This is a genomic window from Mergibacter septicus (assembly GCF_003265225.1).
GTDB lineage: Bacteria > Pseudomonadota > Gammaproteobacteria > Enterobacterales > Pasteurellaceae > Mergibacter > Mergibacter septicus.
The window spans coordinates 775,006-795,254 of the sequence record NZ_CP022013.1; the positions used below are offsets into that span (position 1 = coordinate 775,006).

14 protein-coding genes and 1 riboswitch are annotated in these 20,249 nt (G+C 34.3%); of the genes, 4 read left to right on the forward strand and 10 right to left on the reverse strand.

Annotated elements, in window-relative coordinates; genetic code table 11:
- Window positions 1-49: 49 nt before the first annotated feature.
- Together CEP47_RS03770 and cls are read right to left on the reverse strand one after the other, a co-directional pair.
- A complete protein-coding gene (locus CEP47_RS03770) occupies window positions 50-1,966 on the reverse strand; it encodes an LTA synthase family protein (RefSeq protein ID WP_261920886.1) in 1,917 nt (638 codons plus the stop codon).
- 122 nt (window positions 1,967-2,088) lie between these two features.
- On the reverse strand, window positions 2,089-3,531 hold the full coding sequence (gene cls / locus CEP47_RS03775; protein WP_261920885.1) for a cardiolipin synthase: 1,443 nt from the start codon (window positions 3,529-3,531) through the stop codon (window positions 2,089-2,091).
- A gap of 283 nt (window positions 3,532-3,814) precedes the next feature.
- Here cls and gap point away from each other — a divergent pair, with 283 nt between their 5' ends.
- On the forward strand, window positions 3,815-4,810 hold the full coding sequence (gene gap, locus CEP47_RS03780) for a type I glyceraldehyde-3-phosphate dehydrogenase (protein WP_261920884.1): 996 nt from the start codon (window positions 3,815-3,817) through the stop codon (window positions 4,808-4,810).
- Between the two features lie 60 nt (window positions 4,811-4,870).
- Here gap and lysC read toward each other — a convergent pair whose 3' ends face one another.
- From lysC to lon, 8 genes are all read right to left on the reverse strand, one after another.
- Window positions 4,871-6,226 (reverse strand): lysine-sensitive aspartokinase 3, encoded by a 1,356-nt coding sequence (gene lysC / locus CEP47_RS03785; protein WP_261920883.1) that lies wholly within the window; start codon window positions 6,224-6,226, stop codon window positions 4,871-4,873.
- Between the two features lie 125 nt (window positions 6,227-6,351).
- Window positions 6,352-6,523, reverse strand: a riboswitch (Lysine riboswitch).
- A 63-nt stretch (window positions 6,524-6,586) separates the two neighbouring features.
- A complete protein-coding gene (bioD, locus tag CEP47_RS03790; RefSeq protein WP_261920882.1) occupies window positions 6,587-7,231 on the reverse strand; it encodes a dethiobiotin synthase in 645 nt (214 codons plus the stop codon).
- A 26-nt stretch (window positions 7,232-7,257) separates the two neighbouring features.
- Window positions 7,258-8,034 carry a malonyl-ACP O-methyltransferase BioC gene (gene bioC / locus CEP47_RS03795; protein ID WP_261920881.1) on the reverse strand — a complete coding sequence of 259 codons (777 nt, stop codon included), beginning with the start codon at window positions 8,032-8,034 and terminating at the stop codon, window positions 7,258-7,260.
- Complete coding sequence (locus CEP47_RS03800) at window positions 8,025-8,681, reverse strand: DUF452 family protein (RefSeq protein ID WP_261920880.1); 657 nt, start codon at window positions 8,679-8,681, stop codon at window positions 8,025-8,027. Before CEP47_RS03800 ends, bioC begins: the two co-directional genes overlap by 10 nt.
- 81 nt (window positions 8,682-8,762) lie before the next feature.
- Window positions 8,763-9,935, reverse strand: a complete 1,173-nt coding sequence (locus CEP47_RS03805) for an 8-amino-7-oxononanoate synthase (protein WP_261920879.1) — start codon at window positions 9,933-9,935, stop codon at window positions 8,763-8,765.
- A gap of 16 nt (window positions 9,936-9,951) precedes the next feature.
- A complete protein-coding gene (gene bioA, locus CEP47_RS03810; RefSeq protein WP_261920878.1) occupies window positions 9,952-11,253 on the reverse strand; it encodes an adenosylmethionine--8-amino-7-oxononanoate transaminase in 1,302 nt (433 codons plus the stop codon).
- A 92-nt stretch (window positions 11,254-11,345) separates the two neighbouring features.
- A complete protein-coding gene (ppiD, locus tag CEP47_RS03815) occupies window positions 11,346-13,208 on the reverse strand; it encodes a peptidylprolyl isomerase (RefSeq protein WP_261920877.1) in 1,863 nt (620 codons plus the stop codon).
- 152 nt (window positions 13,209-13,360) lie between these two features.
- Window positions 13,361-15,760, reverse strand: coding sequence for an endopeptidase La (gene lon / locus CEP47_RS03820; RefSeq protein WP_261920876.1), 2,400 nt, complete (start codon window positions 15,758-15,760; stop codon window positions 13,361-13,363).
- Between the two features lie 300 nt (window positions 15,761-16,060).
- Here lon and leuS point away from each other — a divergent pair, with 300 nt between their 5' ends.
- The 3 genes from leuS (at window position 16,061) to holA (ending at window position 20,247) form a co-directional block, all read left to right on the forward strand.
- On the forward strand, window positions 16,061-18,643 hold the full coding sequence (gene leuS, locus CEP47_RS03825; RefSeq protein WP_261920875.1) for a leucine--tRNA ligase: 2,583 nt from the start codon (window positions 16,061-16,063) through the stop codon (window positions 18,641-18,643).
- A 62-nt stretch (window positions 18,644-18,705) separates the two neighbouring features.
- On the forward strand, window positions 18,706-19,206 hold the full coding sequence (locus tag CEP47_RS03830; protein WP_261920874.1) for an LPS-assembly lipoprotein LptE: 501 nt from the start codon (window positions 18,706-18,708) through the stop codon (window positions 19,204-19,206).
- A 15-nt stretch (window positions 19,207-19,221) separates the two neighbouring features.
- Complete coding sequence (gene holA, locus CEP47_RS03835) at window positions 19,222-20,247, forward strand: DNA polymerase III subunit delta (protein WP_265482673.1); 1,026 nt, start codon at window positions 19,222-19,224, stop codon at window positions 20,245-20,247.
- The last annotated feature ends 2 nt before the right edge of the window (window positions 20,248-20,249 follow it).

Sequence of the window (20,249 nt, forward strand, 5' to 3'; positions counted from 1 at the left end):
ACTAGGTTAGAAAATAAAAATGGAACAATTAATGTTCCATTTTTTTATTTTATAAAGATGAATTCTCACCATTCATAACATGATAATTAATCTGCCATTTTAATAATTTAATATATGCGTGAATTTGTTTAATCTCTGCCTCTGAAATAGTTTCTGGTTTATCTCCAACGGTGAGTTTTTCTATATCTTGCCATAAATATTTTACCGGTTGATCGTTAGACAAATCATAAACCGCTTCATTTGTAATCCAAAGTGAATCATTAAAGCCAAAATTCAAATACTGCTCTGCTTGTGGAGCAAATAAATTTCGACCACCTAAATGCCAATATTCAACCTCAGATAAACTAATCGAATACAAAGTTGGCATAATATCTTTATGTGAACCAATAATTTCAGGACGATAGTTAAGAGATATTTGTTGTTGTATCGCAGTTGGAATATGTAAAATAAAAGGTACCGCTTTGGCTAAAAAAAGATCCTTTGGTAAATCTGCCTTCATAGATCGCATATGATGATCGCCTGTTGCAGCAAGAATAGTTTTATCTGCTATTTCACTACAACTAATCCGATCAAAAAATTCCCCTAACGCATTTGCCGCATACTGAAAAGTTTTTAATATTTGAGAACGTTCATCATGTTTTTTTATTTCTAACCTATCCCCAATAAAATTTTCATCAACGGGATACCCTTGATAACCTGCAGGAACTTGGAACGGTGGATGATTAGTAATAGTTAAAATATTAATAAAAAGTGGTACTGTACTTTCTTTTAATAATTTTTCTGCTAATAAAAAACAGAATTCATCTGCAACTCCCCAATAAGTCATTTTTTCTTTAGCTTCAGGAAATAGATCGAGAATCGTTGTCTGATCATAAATTTCATCAACTCCCTGTAAGGGTAAATAATTCCCAAAATTTCTCCATGCAATGTTATCCCCTGTAATAAATATAGTTTTATATCCTTTTGATTTATAGATTCTAAATGGGGTATAAGGGAGAGATGTTTTTTGTGCAATTGATTGGCTAATATTTTGAATCGGACTGTGAAAATAAATAGAAGCAAAACTTGGTGCGGTACCATCATAGCTTGAAACAAAACGAGAAAATAAATAACTATTAGTAAAATAGTAACGTAATTTACCTAATAAATTATTTTTTTCAGGGTGATCAAACGCAAGAAAGTTACTTCCTAAACTCTCCATTAAAGTTACAACAACATGAGGAGGATTGTCTGCTAAATAATCATTTTTTTCTGTCTTTGCAATTAGACTATCAATATTTAATGCTTGCTGTATTAAGTCCTGTCCTTCAGATGAACTGACTTTTTCAAATAAAATATTTTGTTTACGATCATCTAATGCCCAATCTATCGCAATCACACCATTAACAACCATTTTATTAATTATACTTAATGATGATACTTTAGCTTGTAATCGTCCTAATGGATGATTGAAAAATGATCCTCTCGCAAAATAAGCAAGACTAATTAACATTAAACAATTAATTGTAATGGCCAATGTTATTGAATTGGGTAAGAAATTAATATTATTAATAATCTTTAGAAGTATTAAAACAGGAATAAATGCAAGCAAAAAGAGAGAAATAAAAAAACGAATAACAGGATAATCATCCCAAATATTTCTTAAAACAGCTGTTGTCTTATCATCAATTAAGCCAAACATAAAAATATCATAATGATTTTGATAAGTTTGAAAATAATAATAATTACCAGCGAGAATCCCTATATAAAGAAAAGAAATAAGAAAGATATATCCACTAATTAATTTAAATACTATTGTATTTTCTACTTGAAAAAGAAATAAAAAGTTACCAAAAATAAAAGGAATGGTGAGAATTATTGCAATAATTTTTGCATCATAACGAAATCCTAGCCACCACATTCGTCTAAAACTTTCTTGGTAAGTTGGATCATCCTTGATATTTTGGCTAATATAGCTATTTACCATATATTTCCTAATTAAAAAACTAATAAATAATAGGTAAAAGCTAATCACTAATAAAAAAAAGGTTAAATTTATGCTTGATTGAATTAACATAACATCATATTTAATAATATAAAACGTTTATTCTATAAAACAGGTCCAAGAGTTGCAATCACATTTTGCCAAATTTGTTTCCATATAGGTTGATTTTTAATTTGTGTTAAAGTCACTAATTCTGATTGGCTAATATAATCTAATTGTCTCTGATAAATAGCCGTAGTCGTTTTTTCATCCTGCAACAAAATATTATTTTCATAATTTAAATTAAAGCTACGTAAATCTAAATTAGTGGAACCAATAAAACTCACCTTATTGTCAATCGTTAATGTTTTTGCATGTAATAACCCTAACTTATATTCATAAATAGTAACCCCTGCATTTAATAATGCAAAATAATGACTACGACTTGCAGCAGATACAATCCACGAATCATTATATTTAGGAAAAATTATCGTTACTTTTATTCCTCTTAATGCTGCAGCACAAAGAGATTCAATCGTCATTGGATCTGGCACAAAATATGGTGTAGATAGTATAATTTGCTCTCTGGCAACACTAAATAAAGTCGCAAATAATTGTGGGCTTGCATTTTTTCGTTCAGTAGGTCCATCGCCTACAACTTGAGCTAAAATTCCTTTATCTTGTATTTCAAATGGTTGTGGTTGGAACTCCAAGGGAATTAAATTTTCTCCCGTGGCAACCAACCAATCAGAGAAAAAAAGTAACTGCATTTGCTGTACCACCTCTCCTTCAAAACGCAATAAAATATCTACCCAAGGTGCAAATTTAGGTTTAATTCTAAATTCAGGATCAGCACAATTTTGACTACCGCAATAAACAATTTTGTTATCAATTAATGTAATTTTACGATGATTTCTGAGATCTAAACGGCTTGTTAAAATTGTTTTAAGCGGATTTTTCAATGAAAAAGCAACAGCTAATTGTATGCCAGCCTGCTCCATTTGTTGCCAATAGCTAGATTTTATAAATAATCTTGAGCCTAAACCATCAACCATTACTCGGCAAGTAACTCCACGCTTAGCTGCATCAATTAATGCTTGAGCTACCGCTATGCCTGTATGATCTTCTAACCAAATATAATAGAGAATATGTACACTATCTTTTGCTTGCTGAATATCTTTAATTAAACGTTGTCTCGCTAATTGAGCATCAGGCATTAATTCAGCACTATTGCCAGATAAAGTATGAAACCCATTAATTGAACTCGCATAGTTAAATGCAGGTTGGTAAGGTAACTCGATTAGTTTTTGTGCTGGAGAATAATTTGTCGTGCTAATTAAAGTCGGATAACGTTGTTTAAATTGCTGAAAAAGTGCCTTATATTTAGCACTTGCTTCTTTACCAATATTGTTTTCACCAAATAACCAATAAATAGCAATACCAATATAAGGTAATAACATTAATACAGCAAACCAAGCTAATCTCGCAATGGGATCAAGATCATTACGCCATAAAATACGTGCGGTAAAAAGTATAATCAAACAAATATGAAGTATAATTAATAACATAACATTCCCTTAAATAAATGAAAGTGAATTTAAAATCTAGCCTACCACTAAATTTGGTAAAAACGTACTATTTGCGAATAAAATAGCTGTCATTTTTTATTTTATTTGGAAGTAGTTATCAAACAATGTTTGATATAGATCACAAAAAAATCTGTAATTCTCGTGGTACTCAAAGGAGTTGACCTTTTGGTAACGTATAATTTTATGCTATACTATCACCCGTGAATTTTAAGGGGATATCCCCACCCATTTTTGTTTAACTTAAAATATAGGTGAAAATACTATGACTATTAAAATTGGTATTAATGGCTTTGGTCGTATCGGCCGTTTTGTATTCCGTGCTGCTTGTCAACGTAATGATATTGAAGTAGTTGGTATCAACGATTTAATTGATGTTGAATATATGGCTTACATGCTTAAATATGATTCAACTCATGGTCGTTTTAACGGTGAAGTTGAAGTTAAAGACGGTAAATTAGTCGTAAATGGTAAAGAAATCCGTGTAACCGCTGAGCGTGATCCTGCTAACTTAAAATGGAACGAAATTGGCGTTGATGTTGTTGTTGAAGCTACTGGTTTATTCTTAACTGATGAAACAGCTCGTAAACATATCACGGCGGGCGCTAAAAAAGTTGTTATGACTGGTCCATCTAAAGATAGCACACCTATGTTTGTAAACGGTGTAAACTTTGATACTTATGCAGGTCAAGATATTGTTTCTAACGCATCTTGTACAACTAACTGTTTAGCACCGATCGCTAAAGTATTAAATAATAAATGGGGTATTAAAGATGGTTTAATGACTACCGTTCACGCAACAACTGCAACTCAAAAAACAGTTGACGGTCCATCAGCAAAAGACTGGCGTGGTGGTCGTGGTGCAAGCCAAAATATTATTCCTTCTTCTACTGGTGCAGCTAAAGCAGTAGGTAAAGTTATTCCTGAATTAAATGGTAAATTAACTGGTATGGCATTCCGTGTCCCTACCGCAAACGTATCTGTTGTTGATTTAACTGTAAACTTAGCAAAACCAGCGACTTATGCTGAAATTTGTGCTGAAATGAAACGTGCTTCTCAAGAAGAATTAAAAGGCGTTTTAGGCTACACTGAAGATGATGTTGTATCGACTGATTTCAATGGTGAAACTTGCACTTCAGTATTTGATGCTAAAGCAGGTATTCAATTAACTGATACTTTTGTAAAAGTTGTTTCTTGGTACGATAACGAAATTGGTTATTCAAACAAAGTATTAGACTTAGTTGCTCATATCTCTAAATAATTAAGTCTTTTAAATAAAAAATACCGCTTTAAATGCGGTATTTTTTTATCCTATTTTTTGTTAACCTTCAAATAATTCTGCATGCAAGGATTGAACTACTTGATCTGCGGCATTTGAATGTACTAATAAACAGATATTATTTGTACTAGCACCATAACTAATCATTCTAATATTATACTGCTCTATCGTACTAAATAAACGTTTTGCAATCCCAGCAGCAAGATGCAAGTTATTACCTATAAGTGCTACTAACGCCAAATCCGTATCAACTTTAACGTTACATAATTCGCTTAATTCTGCTAATAATTCGTTTGAAAGCAAATCAGCCCCTGATGACGCTGAACCTGTTTTATCCAAGGTTAATGCCACACTTACTTCAGAAGTAGTGATGGTATCTACTGAAATTTTATGTTTTGCTAAGATATTAAAGACATTGGCTAAAAAGCCCTGTGCGTGTAACATACTCAAACTGGATAAAGTCAGCAAAGTTTGATTCCGTCTCAATGCTATTGCTCGAAAAGTTGGTAAGACATCGGGTTTTTGAGTAACCCAAGTACCGCCTTGTTCTGGCGCTTTACTGGAACCAACATAAACAGGAATATTACTTCTTACTGCTGGTAATAATGTTGCAGGGTGTAATACTTTTGCACCAAAAGTTGCCATTTCAGCAGCTTCATTAAAACTCATAGTATCAATGCGTTGTGCCGCTGAAGCCACTCTAGGATCAGTTGTATAAATTCCCGCTACATCAGTCCAAATTAATACATCTTTTGCATTTAATACTTCTGCTAGCAAAGCAGCCGAATAATCACTGCCCCCTCGCCCTAATGTTGTGGTTTTCCCTGTTAAATCACGCCCAATAAAACCTTGTGTAATAACTAATTCACCACGTTCAACCAATGGTTTTAAAACACGATCACAATTTTTTTGTGTTAATTGATCATCTGGGGTTGCTTTTCCATAATGATTATTTGTCGCTATCACATTACGCACATCTAACCAAGTTGCTGTACAGTTTAATTCTCGTAACACTTCCACAAAAATTAATGTTGACATCATTTCGCCGTGACTAATTAATTCATCAGTTAATGCTGGAGAAGTGGCTAATGCTGCAGCTTCAGCTAAAGACTCAATATTTTCTAAAAGACGATCAATCTCTTGCTGTACTACTTCAGCTTGTTTAAGTTGCGATAAAATTGCATATTGAATATCTCGGATTTGTTGCAACTTTTGTGATCTTTCTACACTTTCACAACCATTCGCTAAGTCCACAAGCAAATTAGTGATTCCTGCAGAAGCAGATAAAACCACTACTCGAGTATTAGGATCAGCAATCACAATCTGAGCACAAGCCTGCATTGCTGTATAATTTGCAACACTTGTTCCACCAAATTTTGCGACTGATAAATGTGCCATATGTTTGTTCCTTCCTTGTATTAATTAAAAATAAAATTTAACCGTGTTTGTACTTATCTTATAGAGATGATTTTAAGGAAAGGGTACTGATAGAAATGTATAAGATACAACAATGAAAAGATTGTTTTATCAGAAGCACTCCACCGTGTAACGATGACAGCCTTAGGGATTCAGCCCTAATAGCCGATAAAATTTCCGCTGGTCGGAATTTCTATCTCGGCGAAAACTCCCCTGATTATTTTTCACTGGCTCCAGAGCCTAAAATAACTGCCTGAGTTTCGCACCTCTCCTGCCATAGCGTGCTTTGCTACGGAATGGTAATATAAATACCCGTTAATAATAATGATGTCAAATAAATTCTTATATATCTTGTACTTCAAGTAAGAGGAATTTAGTGTTTGTAGAATATTTAGCCAAATATTGACGTAAATATTGTTGAGTGTCTTGATCAATTATAGGATCTCTTCTCGGATAAAGATTATAAATTACTGTATCAACTTGAATATTGCGTTGCTGGCACGCAAATAAGCTTAAAAGAGTATGATTGATACTGCCTAATTTTCCAGAAGTGACTAAAATGACAGGATAGCCTTGTTGTTCAATATAATCTAAGCTAGTTTGATATTGATTGTAAGGCACCGCCAGTCCCCCTGCTCCTTCTACTAAAACATAATCATATTTAGTTGCTAATTTATCCGTAGCTTGTGTAATTTTTTCTATTTCTATTACTCTATTTTCAAGTTCTGCTGCAAGATGGGGAGAACAAGGATAATCAAATAAATAAACACAGGTTTCACCTTGTAAATCTTCTTCTGTTAAAGAAATTCCTTGTAACTGACGATGCATTAAAATATCTTCAGAAATTCCCGTATTTCCCGTTTGTACCATTTTTTGTGTAATCACCGAAAAACCTTGTTGCATTAAATGTTTCGCATAAAATCCCGTTGCAACACTTTTTCCAACATCTGTATCAATCCCACTAATAAAAATAACTTTTCCTGACATAACATATCCCTACTCTATTAATATATTTATTTTCTTATCGCCAAACAATATATTGGGTGGTAAGTTAAACTTACCTGCTGTTGAGTTGTGGTAAAAGATTGTCGATATTGCTGACAAAAAGTGGTTAAACGTTGTTTGTTCCAAGGCTGCTGTTTAACTGCTGTTACCCCCGTCTGTTTTAAATGTTGTAACACCGCTAATGGTGATGAAAAATCTAAGTTAATCTGATCTTGCTCTAGAGAAATAATTGTAAATCGCTGCTCTAACCATTGTCTCCATTGTTGCAACTTAGGATAAGTTAGACCTATCTCCGTTAAAAAGCGAATTTCATTTAAATTCTCTGGTGCAAAAGTACTAAATAATAACATTCCATTAGGAGATAAATGACTTGCAACCATATCTAAAAAACGCTGTGGTTGCTCAAACCATTGAAAAGTTGACGCACTTACCACTAGATCAAAATCGCCACTAAATGGCCACTGTTCTGCATCACCTTGAATAAAACGATAAACCGAATTTTGACACAGTGCTTGAATATACTGACTAGCATAGAGATCATTAACTATCCACTGTTCGCTTGAAATAATATCCATTAATTGGCGAGTTAATTCGCCTGTACCACAACCAATCTCTAATACTTTCTTACATTGCAACAAATCTACTTGCTGTAAAAGTAATTGCCGTAACTTTTGACAAATGTGTTGTTGCGCAATAGCACTTTGATCATAACTCTTCTCTGCCTTGGCAAAACGTTGAGCAATCTTCGATTTTTCCAAAGGATATAAGGGTTGTGCTATGCCCATAATTGTTCCCAGTGTTGAAATTGATTAAACAGATAATGCCCACTCTCAATATAGCTGATAGGGCAACGTTTCTGCCAATAAACTGTTTGATTCTGCACAGGAAATATCCGATCTTGTTGACCAATAATCGCCTTTTTCCAAGTTAATAAATCAATCCTTCGATCTTGTTGTATTTGATGAAAAAGAAAATGCAATTCGCTATTAACGTCTTCAAATTCTCGACTAGGATAGCTACGGTACTGTGCTAAACTTATCGCATTATCACACATTCTACGTTCAAATTTTTGTCGTGAATTTGGTGTTAAATTTTCAACTGTTGCTTGAAATACTTGAGTTGGAATACCTTGCTGATCATCTATAGGTAGCCCAGTACCATTAATTGCAACCGCTGAGGTTAATTTTTCTGCTGTTACAATACCACCCAAAACACGTTCTGCCACCCAAACGCCTAATGACCAAGCAATTACATAGATCTCTTGATAAGGGATAAAATTAAAATCTAACGTTAATTGTTGATAATCATAACAAATTAAAAGGTCATATTCTGGTGATAATGTTAAATGTGATACGGCTTCTGGTGGTGTTCCCCAACCTGCAAAATAAATAATTAATTTTGAAGCACAATTATTAGTAAAAACAGTTTTCATAAACTCATATTGATACAAAAAATAAAGAGTTAAATTTTAACATAAATTAAAACAAAGAAGAGATGAAGTCGTTTATTCAAACTAACATTCTGATAAAACAGTAATAAAGTCTTTCATCTCATTTTCTGTTAAATCTGCCGTTAAAGAAAAACGAATTCTTGATGTCCCTTGTGGTACCGTTGGTGGGCGAATAGGTAAACAATAATACCCTTGTTGCTGTAAATACTCTGCCCGCTCAAGAGTACGTTGATTATCGCCTAAAATATAAGGAATAATACAACTTTGACTTGGCATTTGTATGCCTTCTTTTTGTAACAAAGCTTGTCTTAATTGTTGACTAATATTAGCTAAATATTGCCGTTTCTGCGTTAATTGAGGTAGTTGTTCAAATAAAAAATAACTCCAAGCAATATTAAATGGCGGTAGCGCTGTTGAAAAAATCAGTGGTCGCATATGGTTGATTAAATATTCTTTAATAATTTGATCACACACAAGGTATGCCCCCATTGAGGCTAACGCTTTGCCAAAAGTCCCCACGAGTAAATCAATTTCTGCAAGGCAAGCATAACTTTCCGCTAATCCTAATCCATTATCGCCATAAACTCCCACGGCATGTGCTTCATCAACATACAGTAAAATTTGGGAATAATCCTCTGCATATTGTTGTTTTAACTGAACCAATTTAGGAAGATCTGCAAAATCACCATCCATACTAAAAAGACTTTCAGTCACGATAATTACTCGCTGAAATTGCTGGCGATAATGCTGTAAAATATGTTGCAAATGCTGGTAATCATTATGCCGATAACGAACAAATTTAGCCCCACTTAATTTTATTCCGTCAATTAAACTCGCATGGACTAATTTATCCGCAATGATTAAGGTTTTTTTATTGGCTAATGCAGGTAAAATACCAATATTTGCGTGATAACCACTATTAAATAATAAACTTGGTCTGCCAAATCGAGCAGATAATAGTTGTTCTAAATCGGTATGAAATGGAAAATTTCCTGTCAATAAACGTGATGATGAGCTAGTAAATGCAGGAAAATTTGTCCCAAATTGAGATAAAAAACGCTGCTGTAATTGAGTATCTGCCGCTAATCCTAAGTAATCATTTGAAGATAGGTTTAACATTAACTGCCCATCTCGTTCAATATATTTTCCTTGCTGTTTTAACACTGGTAAAGCTCGATACTGCTGTTGCTGTTTTAATTTATTTAATTGTTGAGAAAAATCCGCTAAATCTACCATTGTACTACCTACTCACCTAGCCCATTAGATTTTCATTATATTCTTGTTGAATTGCCCTTAACATTCCTTGTGTTAACGCAGAAAGTTGTTCAGCTTGAATAATAAAAGGAGGCATTAAATAGATTAAGCGACCAAAAGGACGCAACCAAACTCCCTCTTTAACAAACCTAGCTTGTAAGCTACTTAAATTAACGGGTTGATGCATTTCTAATACCCCAATTGCACCTAAGACCCGTACCTCTTTTACCGCTTTAAACTTAGTAGCAAAGATTAATTCTTGTTTCAACTGCTGTTCAATTTGTTGAATCTTAGCTTGCCAGTCCATTTCTAATAACAGAGTAATTGATTCAGCAGCAATTGCACAAGCCAAAGGATTTGCCATAAAAGTTGGTCCGTGCATAAAACATTTTGCTTCGCCAGAACAGATGGTATCCGCAATCGTCTTTGTCGTAATGGTTGCAGATAGAGTGAGATAACCACCAGTTAATGCTTTGCCGATACACATAATATCAGGAACAACATTAGCATGTTCACAAGCAAATAACTTTCCTGTTCGCCCAAATCCAGTTGCAATTTCATCAAAGATGAGTAATACATCATATTTTTCACATAATTCTCTGGCTTTAACCAAATATTCAGGAGAATAAAAATACATACCACCAGCACCTTGTACAACGGGTTCAAGAATAAGCCCTGCTAATTGTCCCGAATGCTGTTGTAAGAGATCCTCTAATGGTTTTATCGCTTCATCAGACCAACTTTGTCCAAACTTAATTGATGGTTGTGGTAAAAAATATTGAACAGGCAAACTTTTAGCAAAAAGTGAGTGCATTCCAGTCGTTGGATCACATACTGACATTGCATGCCAAGTATCACCGTGATAGCCAGATTTAATAGTTGCAAAATGTTGCCGTTCAATTCGTCCTTTGGCATGTTGATACTGCACTGCCATTTTCATTGCCACTTCGACAGCGACCGAACCACTATCTGCAAAAAAGATCTTTTCCATACCCTGTGGCAAAATTTTTACTAAGAGATCAGCCAATTTTGCCGCTGGTTCATGCGTAAAACCACCAAACATAATATGACTCATTTTATTCAATTGGGCGGTAGCTGCTGCATTTAACCTAGGGTGATTATAACCGTGTAATGCCGCCCACCATGATGACATTCCGTCCAGTAAACGTTGCCCATTTTTTAACTCTATGATAACGCCCTCCGCCCGTTCTACTGGATAGACTAATGATGGTTCCACTGTGGAGGCATAAGGATGCAGAATATGTTCTCGATCAATTCGGGATATTTCGTTATGATTCATCGTCTTACTTTATTTGTCTTTCGGATAAAGGAAAAGGAATGAAGATTTCCCCCATTCCTTTCTGGCATTAATCAATACCGATAATAATCCATTTACTGATTTTGGTTAATAAAAGATTGATTAATTTCAATTTTCGCTTGTTCACGTAATACTTTTAGCAAAGTTTCTTGCAAATCTTGTGCTTTTAGCAGTTGTAATTGTGAAACCAATTCTTGCTGTTGTTGGACACCAATCGTCCCATCAACGACTTTGTCTAAAGCAATAATGACCACTTCACCTTGAGCATTTTGTGCAATCGCATAACTAGGTTTTCCATTTTTTGGTAATGGCATCGCAAAAATAGTCTGATCTAATGCAGGATCATTTCCTTGAGCATAAATAACTTGCAATGTTTGATTAAAATTAACTGCAGTTTGATCCCCTGTTTCTAATTTTTTCACCAATTCCATTGCTTTTTCTTGTTCAACCTTCACTGCTTTTTCGTGTTGTAACAGCTTTTCAATTTGTGTTTTCACTTGTTCTAAGGTTTGTGTCGTTGCTTCTTTATGATCCACAACTCTTACAACAATAGAATGATTTTCTCCAACCGTAATGGTGGTTGAATTTTCTCCACCTTGGATTAAATCTGAACTAAAAATTTGGCTGATTAAATTCGGATAATTCAAACTTGAAGGAACATCATTTTGCGAAAAATAACCTGTCTCTTGTACAGATAAATCCGCCACTTTAGCTGCAGCTTCTAATGAAGATTGATCTTCAAAAGCCTTATCCGCAACTGCTTTTTGTACTTTAAAGAATGCTTCTAATCCTCGTTCCTGACGAATAGTTTTTATAATTTGTTCTTTTACTTGATCAAAAGGTAAGATTTTTCCTTGATGACGATCTAATACCTCAATAATATGATAACTATCGCCAACTTTTACTGGTTCACTATATTCTCCCACTGCGGTTTTATCTGCGGCTTGTTCAAATGCTTTTGGCATTTCGCCCGGTACTACCCAACTTAAATCTCCACCATTTACGGCTGAAGGGCTATCAATAGAATATTTTTTAGCTAATTCTGCAAAATTTGCTCCCGATTTTAATTGTTGGTAGAGCTTATCAGCTTCATCTAAATTATTAACTTGAATATGGGCTAAATGCTGTTCACTACTTCCAAGATATTGGGATTGATTATCTTGGTAATATTGAGCCGCTTCAACATCAGTTACCTGAATATTTTTTGCAATATCTTTTTCATTTAAATCAATATATTGTACTTTGACTAATTCTGGTACTGCAAAAGCAGATCTATGGCTATTATAATAATTCTCAATCTCCTGTTGCGATACAGATTGCTGTGCTAGAGCTTCCGTTAGTGGTAAAGTTGCCAAACGTACACTACGTTTTTGATATAATAGTTTCACTAATTCATCAATTTGTTTTGGGGTTATAAAGTCACTTAACAATAATGATGAGTTTAATTGATTTGTAATTAAATCTTGTCTCACTAATCCAGCATATTGATCAGGTTGAATTCGGTTACCCTGTAACAAGCGTTGATAACGTTCATTACTAAATTTACCATCAACTTGGAAAATTGGGCTAGAAACAATAGCGACTTTTATTTGTTCATCGCTAACACCTAATTTTAACTCTGTCGCATATTGACGTAACAGTTCTTGATCAATCATTCGATTAATGACTGATTGTCTTAAACCAGTAACAAATTCTGGTGAATCGGCAACATTAGCAAATTGAGCGCCCATTTGACTTGCTAATTGTTGATATTGTTGTTGATATTCTTGTAAAAAAGAACGTTGTGAGATTTCTGTACCATTGACTGATGCAGCAGACGTATTCTGACGGGAAATTAAATACCCTCCCACACCACTCAACACAAATGAAACAGTCACAACCCCCATAATGATTTTCCAGACAATTCCATTTGAATGTCCGTGCAATTTTTCCATCATAGCTAAAAATTCCTTACTTAAATAAATTACAATAATTATTTGATTATACAAAAAAGCAATGATCAATCATAATCAAGTAAAGCAAAAAGTCTAAATAGCAAAAGCCATTTATTTGCTACAACTTTAAAACAAAATAAATGGCTAGTTATTACCTAATTTACAATTAAATTTGTTCTCTTTTTCGAACGTGCTTTTTTCAGCGGTACAAGGTTAAACGGTTCAATCCCCGTTGGTGGATTTTCCAATGCTAACGATAATACCTGATCAATATTTTCAACAGCATGAATTTGTAACGCTGCTTTTACATTCTCAGGAATATCTTCTAAATCTTTCAAGTTATCTTTTGGAATCAAAGCAATTTTTATTCCACCACGATGGGCTGCTAATAATTTTTCTTTCAAACCACCTATCGGTAAAACTTTTCCTCTTAAGGTGATTTCTCCCGTCATCGCTACATCAGCTCGAACAGGATTACCCGTTAAGCAAGAAACTAAAGCAGTACACATTGCAATACCTGCACTAGGCCCATCTTTCGGTGTTGCACCTTCAGGAACATGAATATGAATATCACGTTTTTCATAAAAATCAGGATTAATACCTAATCTTTCAGCACGTGATCTCACCACAGTCATTGCCGCTTGAATAGACTCTTTCATTACATCACCAAGAGAACCCGTAAAACTGAGTTTTCCTTTTCCTAATACTGATGCAGTTTCGATAGTAAGCAAATCACCACCGACCTCTGTCCAAGCTAAACCTGTTACTTCTCCAATTCGATTTTGACTATCTGCACGACCAAACTCAAAGCGTTTAACACCTAAAAACGTTTCTAAATTTTTAGACGTAACTTTAATGCTTTTTAATTGTTTATCTAATAACAGATTTTTAACTGTTCTACGGCAAATTTTTGACAATTCTCGTTCTAAATTACGTACGCCAGCTTCTCGTGTATAGTAACGAATAATATCTAAAATGGCACTGTCATCAATTTTTAATTCATTTTTCTTCACACCATTACGCATCATCTGTTTTGGTAATAGATGGCGAGTAACAATATTTAATTTTTCATCTTCGGTATAACCAGAAAGGCGAATAACCTCCATACGATCAAGTAATGGTGCTGGAATATTCATTGAATTTGAAGTTGCAACAAACATTACATCGGATAAATCATAATCAACTTCTAAATAGTGATCATTAAACGCATTATTTTGTTCTGGATCTAATACTTCTAATAATGCCGAAGCAGGATCGCCTCGCATATCAGAACTCATTTTATCAATCTCATCTAGCAAAAAGAGTGGATTTTTTACGCCTACTTTTGCCATTTTTTGCATTAGTTTTCCCGGTAATGCCCCAATATAAGTACGACGATGACCTCGAATTTCAGCTTCATCTCTCACACCACCCAAAGCCATTCTAATATATTTTCTGCCTGTCGCATGTGCTATTGATTGCCCCAAAGAAGTTTTCCCTACACCGGGAGGTCCAACTAAACAAAGAATAGGTCCTTTTATTTTATTAAGGCGAGTTTGTACCGCCAAATATTCTAAAATTCGTTCTTTAACTCGCTCTAAACCATAATGCTCAGCATCTAAGATTTTTTCTGCTTTAGTAAGATCTTTACTAATCTTACTACGTTTATGCCAAGGCACCTTTGTTAACCATTCTACATAACTTCGAATTACTGTTGCCTCAGAAGACATTTGTGGCATTAATCTTAGTTTTTGCAATTCAGATTCTGCTTTTTCTAATGCCTCTTTTGGCATTTTAGCGATCAAAATTTTCTGTTTTAATTCTTCTAACTCTCGATCGGTTGCTTCGTTATCACCTAACTCTTTTTGAATTGCCTTAATCTGTTCATTTAAGAAATAATCGTGCTGATTTTTTTCCATCTGTTTTTTAATGCGATCACGAATACGTTTCTCTATTTCACTTTTTTCCATAGCAGACAACATATTGCTAATTAAAAATTCAAATCGCATTTTAAGATCTAAGATCTCTAAAGCTTGTTGCTTATCCTCTAGCGATAAAGGTAAGTGTGCCGCAAGTGTACTCGTCAATTGTTCATAATTGGTTACCGAATGCATGGCTTGAACCACTTCAGCTGGTATTTTTTTGCTTGACTGTACAAATAATTCAAATTCTTTTAAGGCGGTTTCACGTAGTACCTTTAATTCTTCGTCATCATATTCGATACTCTCTAATATTTTAACCTTAGCGATAGGGTAATCATTTTCAGTATTTAAATACTCAATTTTTACTCTTTCGCCTCCCTCAACCAAGACTTTAACGGTATCATCAGGCATTTTTAATAATTGAATAATATTAACAACAATCCCAATTTGATAAAGGTCATCTTGTTTTGGATCTTCATTTGCTGAATCTTTTTGAGTAACTAATAAAATTTTACTACCATTATCTACCGCCGCATTTAAGCTACGAATTGATTTTTTACGTCCAACAAATAACGGCATAACCATAGCGGGAAATGCCACAACATCTCGTAATGGTAAGACTGGAATTTCAAACTTTGTACGTTTAGCGCTCATACTTCACTTACTCTTATACTCTGGGATTAATGATATTTGTTCTAGATTGGGATAACCCTTAGGAATCTCAAGTCCTTTTTTTCAAATAACAAAAATTTAACGATGAAAATAATACGTTTGCATTATAGCAATACAATTAAGAAAAATCTGACTTATTAATCTTAAGCCATAAACAATTTAATACTGATCGCTGTTTTCAACTCGCTTTAAGCATAAAATCTATTATTTTTTTTGATTTTAAGCTATCCTATACCACATTTTTTGGTTATTCATTAAAAACACGCAAGGTAATTTAATCTTATGCAAGAACAATATTGTCCAAGTGCTATTGAACCTAATGTTCAAAAATATTGGGAAGAAAATCAAACTTTTAAAGCAACTCAAGATCCAAACAAAGAAAAATATTATTGTCTTTCTATGTTCCCTTATCCATCAGGATACTTACATATGGGACATGTTAGAAATTATACCATTGGTGATGTCATTTCCCGTTATCAGCGTATGAATGGTAAAAACGTATTACAACCTTTTGGTTGGGACGCTTTTGGTTTACCCGCTGAAAATGCAGCAATTAAAAATAAAACTGCACCAGCACCATGGACTTATGACAATATTGACTACATGAAAACACAACTTAAAATTTTAGGTTTTAGTTATGATTGGAGTCGAGAAATTGCAACTTGTAAACCTGAATATTATAAGTGGGAACAATGGTTTTTTACTGAATTATATAAAAAAGGGCTTGTTTACAAAAAAACGGCAACCGTGAATTGGTGTCCAAATGACCAAACTGTGTTAGCAAATGAACAAGTAAATGAAGGATGTTGTTGGCGTTGTGATAGCCCTGTTGAACAAAAAGAAATTCCACAATGGTTTATCAAAATTACCGATTATGCAGAACAGCTCTTACAAGACTTAGATAATTTACCTCATTGGCCAGATCAAGTTAAAGCGATGCAGCGTAACTGGATAGGTCGTTCTGAAGGTGTTGAAATCACCTTCCAAATAAAAGATAGCGATCAAAAAGTTGACGTTTATACTACTCGTCCAGACACTTTCTTTGGAGTTTCTTATCTTGCAGTTGCAGCAGCACACCCTTTAGCAACTAAGGCGGCAGAAAATAATCCTGAGTTAGCCCAATTTATTCAAGAATGCCGTAATACCAAAGTTGCTGAAGCTGAATTAGCCACAATGGAAAAGAAAGGTATGGCAACAGGTTTATTCGCTATTCATCCACTGACAGGTGAAATGATCCCTGTCTGGGTTGCAAATTTCGTTTTAATGCACTATGGCACTGGTGCGGTGATGGCAGTACCTGCACATGATCAACGAGATTATGAGTTTGCGACTAAATATGGTTTAACCATCAAACAAGTGATTAAACCTATCAATGATAATGAATGTGATATCACAAAAACAGCATATACTGAACATGGGATAACAATTAATTCTGGTGAGTTTAATGGTTTAGAGTTTGAACAAGCCTTTAAATCAATTGCAGATAAATTGGAAGCTCTTGGCATAGGTAAACGTCAAATTAATTACCGTTTAAGAGATTGGGGTGTTTCTCGTCAGCGTTATTGGGGAGCACCAATTCCAATGCTAACATTAGAAAATGGTGATGTCGTACCAGTACCACTGGAAGATTTACCTGTTGAATTGCCAGAAGATGTTGTTATGGATGGTGTACAAAGTCCAATTAAAGCCGATCCTGAATGGGCTAAAACCACCTATAATGGGCAACCTGCATTACGTGAAACAGATACCTTCGATACCTTTATGGAATCCTCATGGTATTATGCTCGCTACACTTGCCCTCAATACCACCAAGGCATGCTTAATAGTGAAGAAGCAAATTATTGGTTACCTGTAGATCACTATATAGGTGGTATTGAACATGCAACAATGCATTTACTTTACTTCCGTTTCTTCCATAAATTACTCAGAGATCATGGCTTAGTAACAAGTGATGAACCTGTAAAACAGCTAGTTTGCCAAGGTATGGTACTTGCTGATGCCTTCTACTACACGGCTGAAAATAATGAGCGGATTTGGGTTTCACCAACTAAAGTAACTCTCACTCGAGATGAAAAAGGCCGTATTATAAAAGCAGTTGATGATGAAGGACACGAATTAGTACATACTGGTATGACTAAAATGTCTAAATCAAAAAATAATGGCATTGATCCTCAAGAAATGGTTGAAAAATATGGTGCTGATACTGTACGTCTCTTTATGATGTTCGCTTCTCCTGCAGAAATGACGCTTGAATGGCAAGAATCAGGTGTTGAAGGGGCGAATCGTTTCCTACGTCGCTTATGGAAATTAGTCTTTGATTACACTAAAAATCCAGCTACTCAAGCATTAGATCCTTCTCAATTAACGCCTTCTCAAAAAGGGTTACGCCGAGATCTCCATAAAACAATTGCGAAAGTAAGCGATGATATTGGTCGTCGCCAAACCTTTAATACAGCAATTGCTGCAATAATGGAATTAATGAATAAATTAACCAAAGCACCACTTAATGAAGAGCAAGATCGTGCAGTAATGGCAGAAGCTTTAAATGCTGTTGTTAGAATGCTTTATCCGATTACGCCACATATTTGCTTCCAATTATGGCAAGAATTAGGCAATCAAGAAGGCATTGATTTTGCACCATGGGTAGTCGCCGATCAAACCGCAATGATTGATGATGAGAAACTTATAGTCATTCAAGTCAATGGTAAAGTAAGAAGCAAAATTACCGTTGCTGCTGATACAGATGAAGAATGTATTAAACAACTTGCTTTTACCGATGAAAACGTTACTCGTCATTTAGAAGGATTAAATATCCTCAAAGTCATTTATGTGAAAGGCAAATTACTCAATATTGTTGCTAAATAACATCATTTGTACAACTATTACCTGCACTTTTGATAAAGTGCAGGTTTTTCTAGGAAATTAATATGAAATACCTTCGTTCCTGTCTGCTTTTAATGCTTACAATTTCACTGTCTGCTTGTGGTTTTCATTTTGAAAATCAAAGTGAATTAGCACAGAAACTACAACATTTACATTTAGAAAGTAATGATCCCTATGCTGATATGACCGTTGCTATGCGACAAGAATTAAAACGTCACCAACTCCTAGTAAATGAAAATCAAGTAAAAGATTCCACTGCACCAATCTTGCGTATTAATTCCGTCCAAACTAACAGCCAAGTCGCTTCCGTCTTTCAACAAGGTCGTGCGGCAGAAACGATCCTTTCATTAACAGTTAATGCAGTTTTAATTATTAACAATCAACGTTATCCAATCCAAGTAAAAAGTAATCGGGTTTTCTTTGATAACCCTCGAGAAGCCTTAGCGAAAAATACAGAAAAATCAGCTATTTCACAAGCATTATATCAACAAGCAGCACAACAAATTTGGTTGAAATTATTAACTATTCAAAAACAACTCAATTAATAGTGAATTGACCTAATGCAACGTATTTATCCTGAACACTTATCTCATTCTCTACAACAAGGCTTAAAAATAGCTTATCTTATTAGCGGACAAGATCTACTTCTTTTGGAAGAAAGTAAACAACTGATATATCAAACAGCAATCCAACAAGGGTTTGATGAAAAAAAAGAGATAACGATCAATAACTCTACTGATTGGAATGAGATATATGATTGCTGCCAAGCGATGGGCTTATTTTTCACTCGTCAAATTCTAGTTTTGAATTTACCTGAAAATCTTAATCATTCTCAGCAAACTAAATTAAATGACCTAATTAAATTACTTCATAATGATATTTTACTGCTATTAACTTCCCCTAAATTCAATAAAAGCAGTGAAAAACAACCATGGTTTATTGCCTTTTCTCAATTAAATACAGCCTTAATTAGTTGTAACACGCCTACAGTTGAGCAATTACCACAATGGATCATACATCGAGCAAAAACAATGGGATTAACCATTGAAGCAGAAGCTGTCCAATTATTAGCGTATAGCTACGAAAGCAATTTATTGGCATTAAAACAAACATTACAACTCCTTCAACTACTTTATCCTGATAATAAACTTAGTTTTAATCGTGTAAAATCTTGTGTTGAACAATCATCAGTTTTCACCCCTTATCAATGGATTGATGCCCTTTTAATGGGGAAAAGTTATCGTGCTTTGCGTATCCTTAATCAACTACAACAAGAAGACTTACAACCTGTTTTACTGCTTCGCTTGCTACAACGAGAGCTTCAAATTCTCCTTGAATTAATCAATGAATGTAGCACTCAAACTAAACATGAAATTAATTTTGAACAATTACGTATTGCATTTGATCGGTTAAAAATATGGAAAAACCGCCGTCCTTTATATACCAATATGCTTAAACGTTTAAATAAAGAAAAATTATATAAGCTATTTCAACAACTTGCAGATATAGAAAGAATCTTGAAACGTGATTTTTCAAATAATATTTGGCAACAAATAGAAAATATTTCTCTTACCTGTTGCCAATAAAA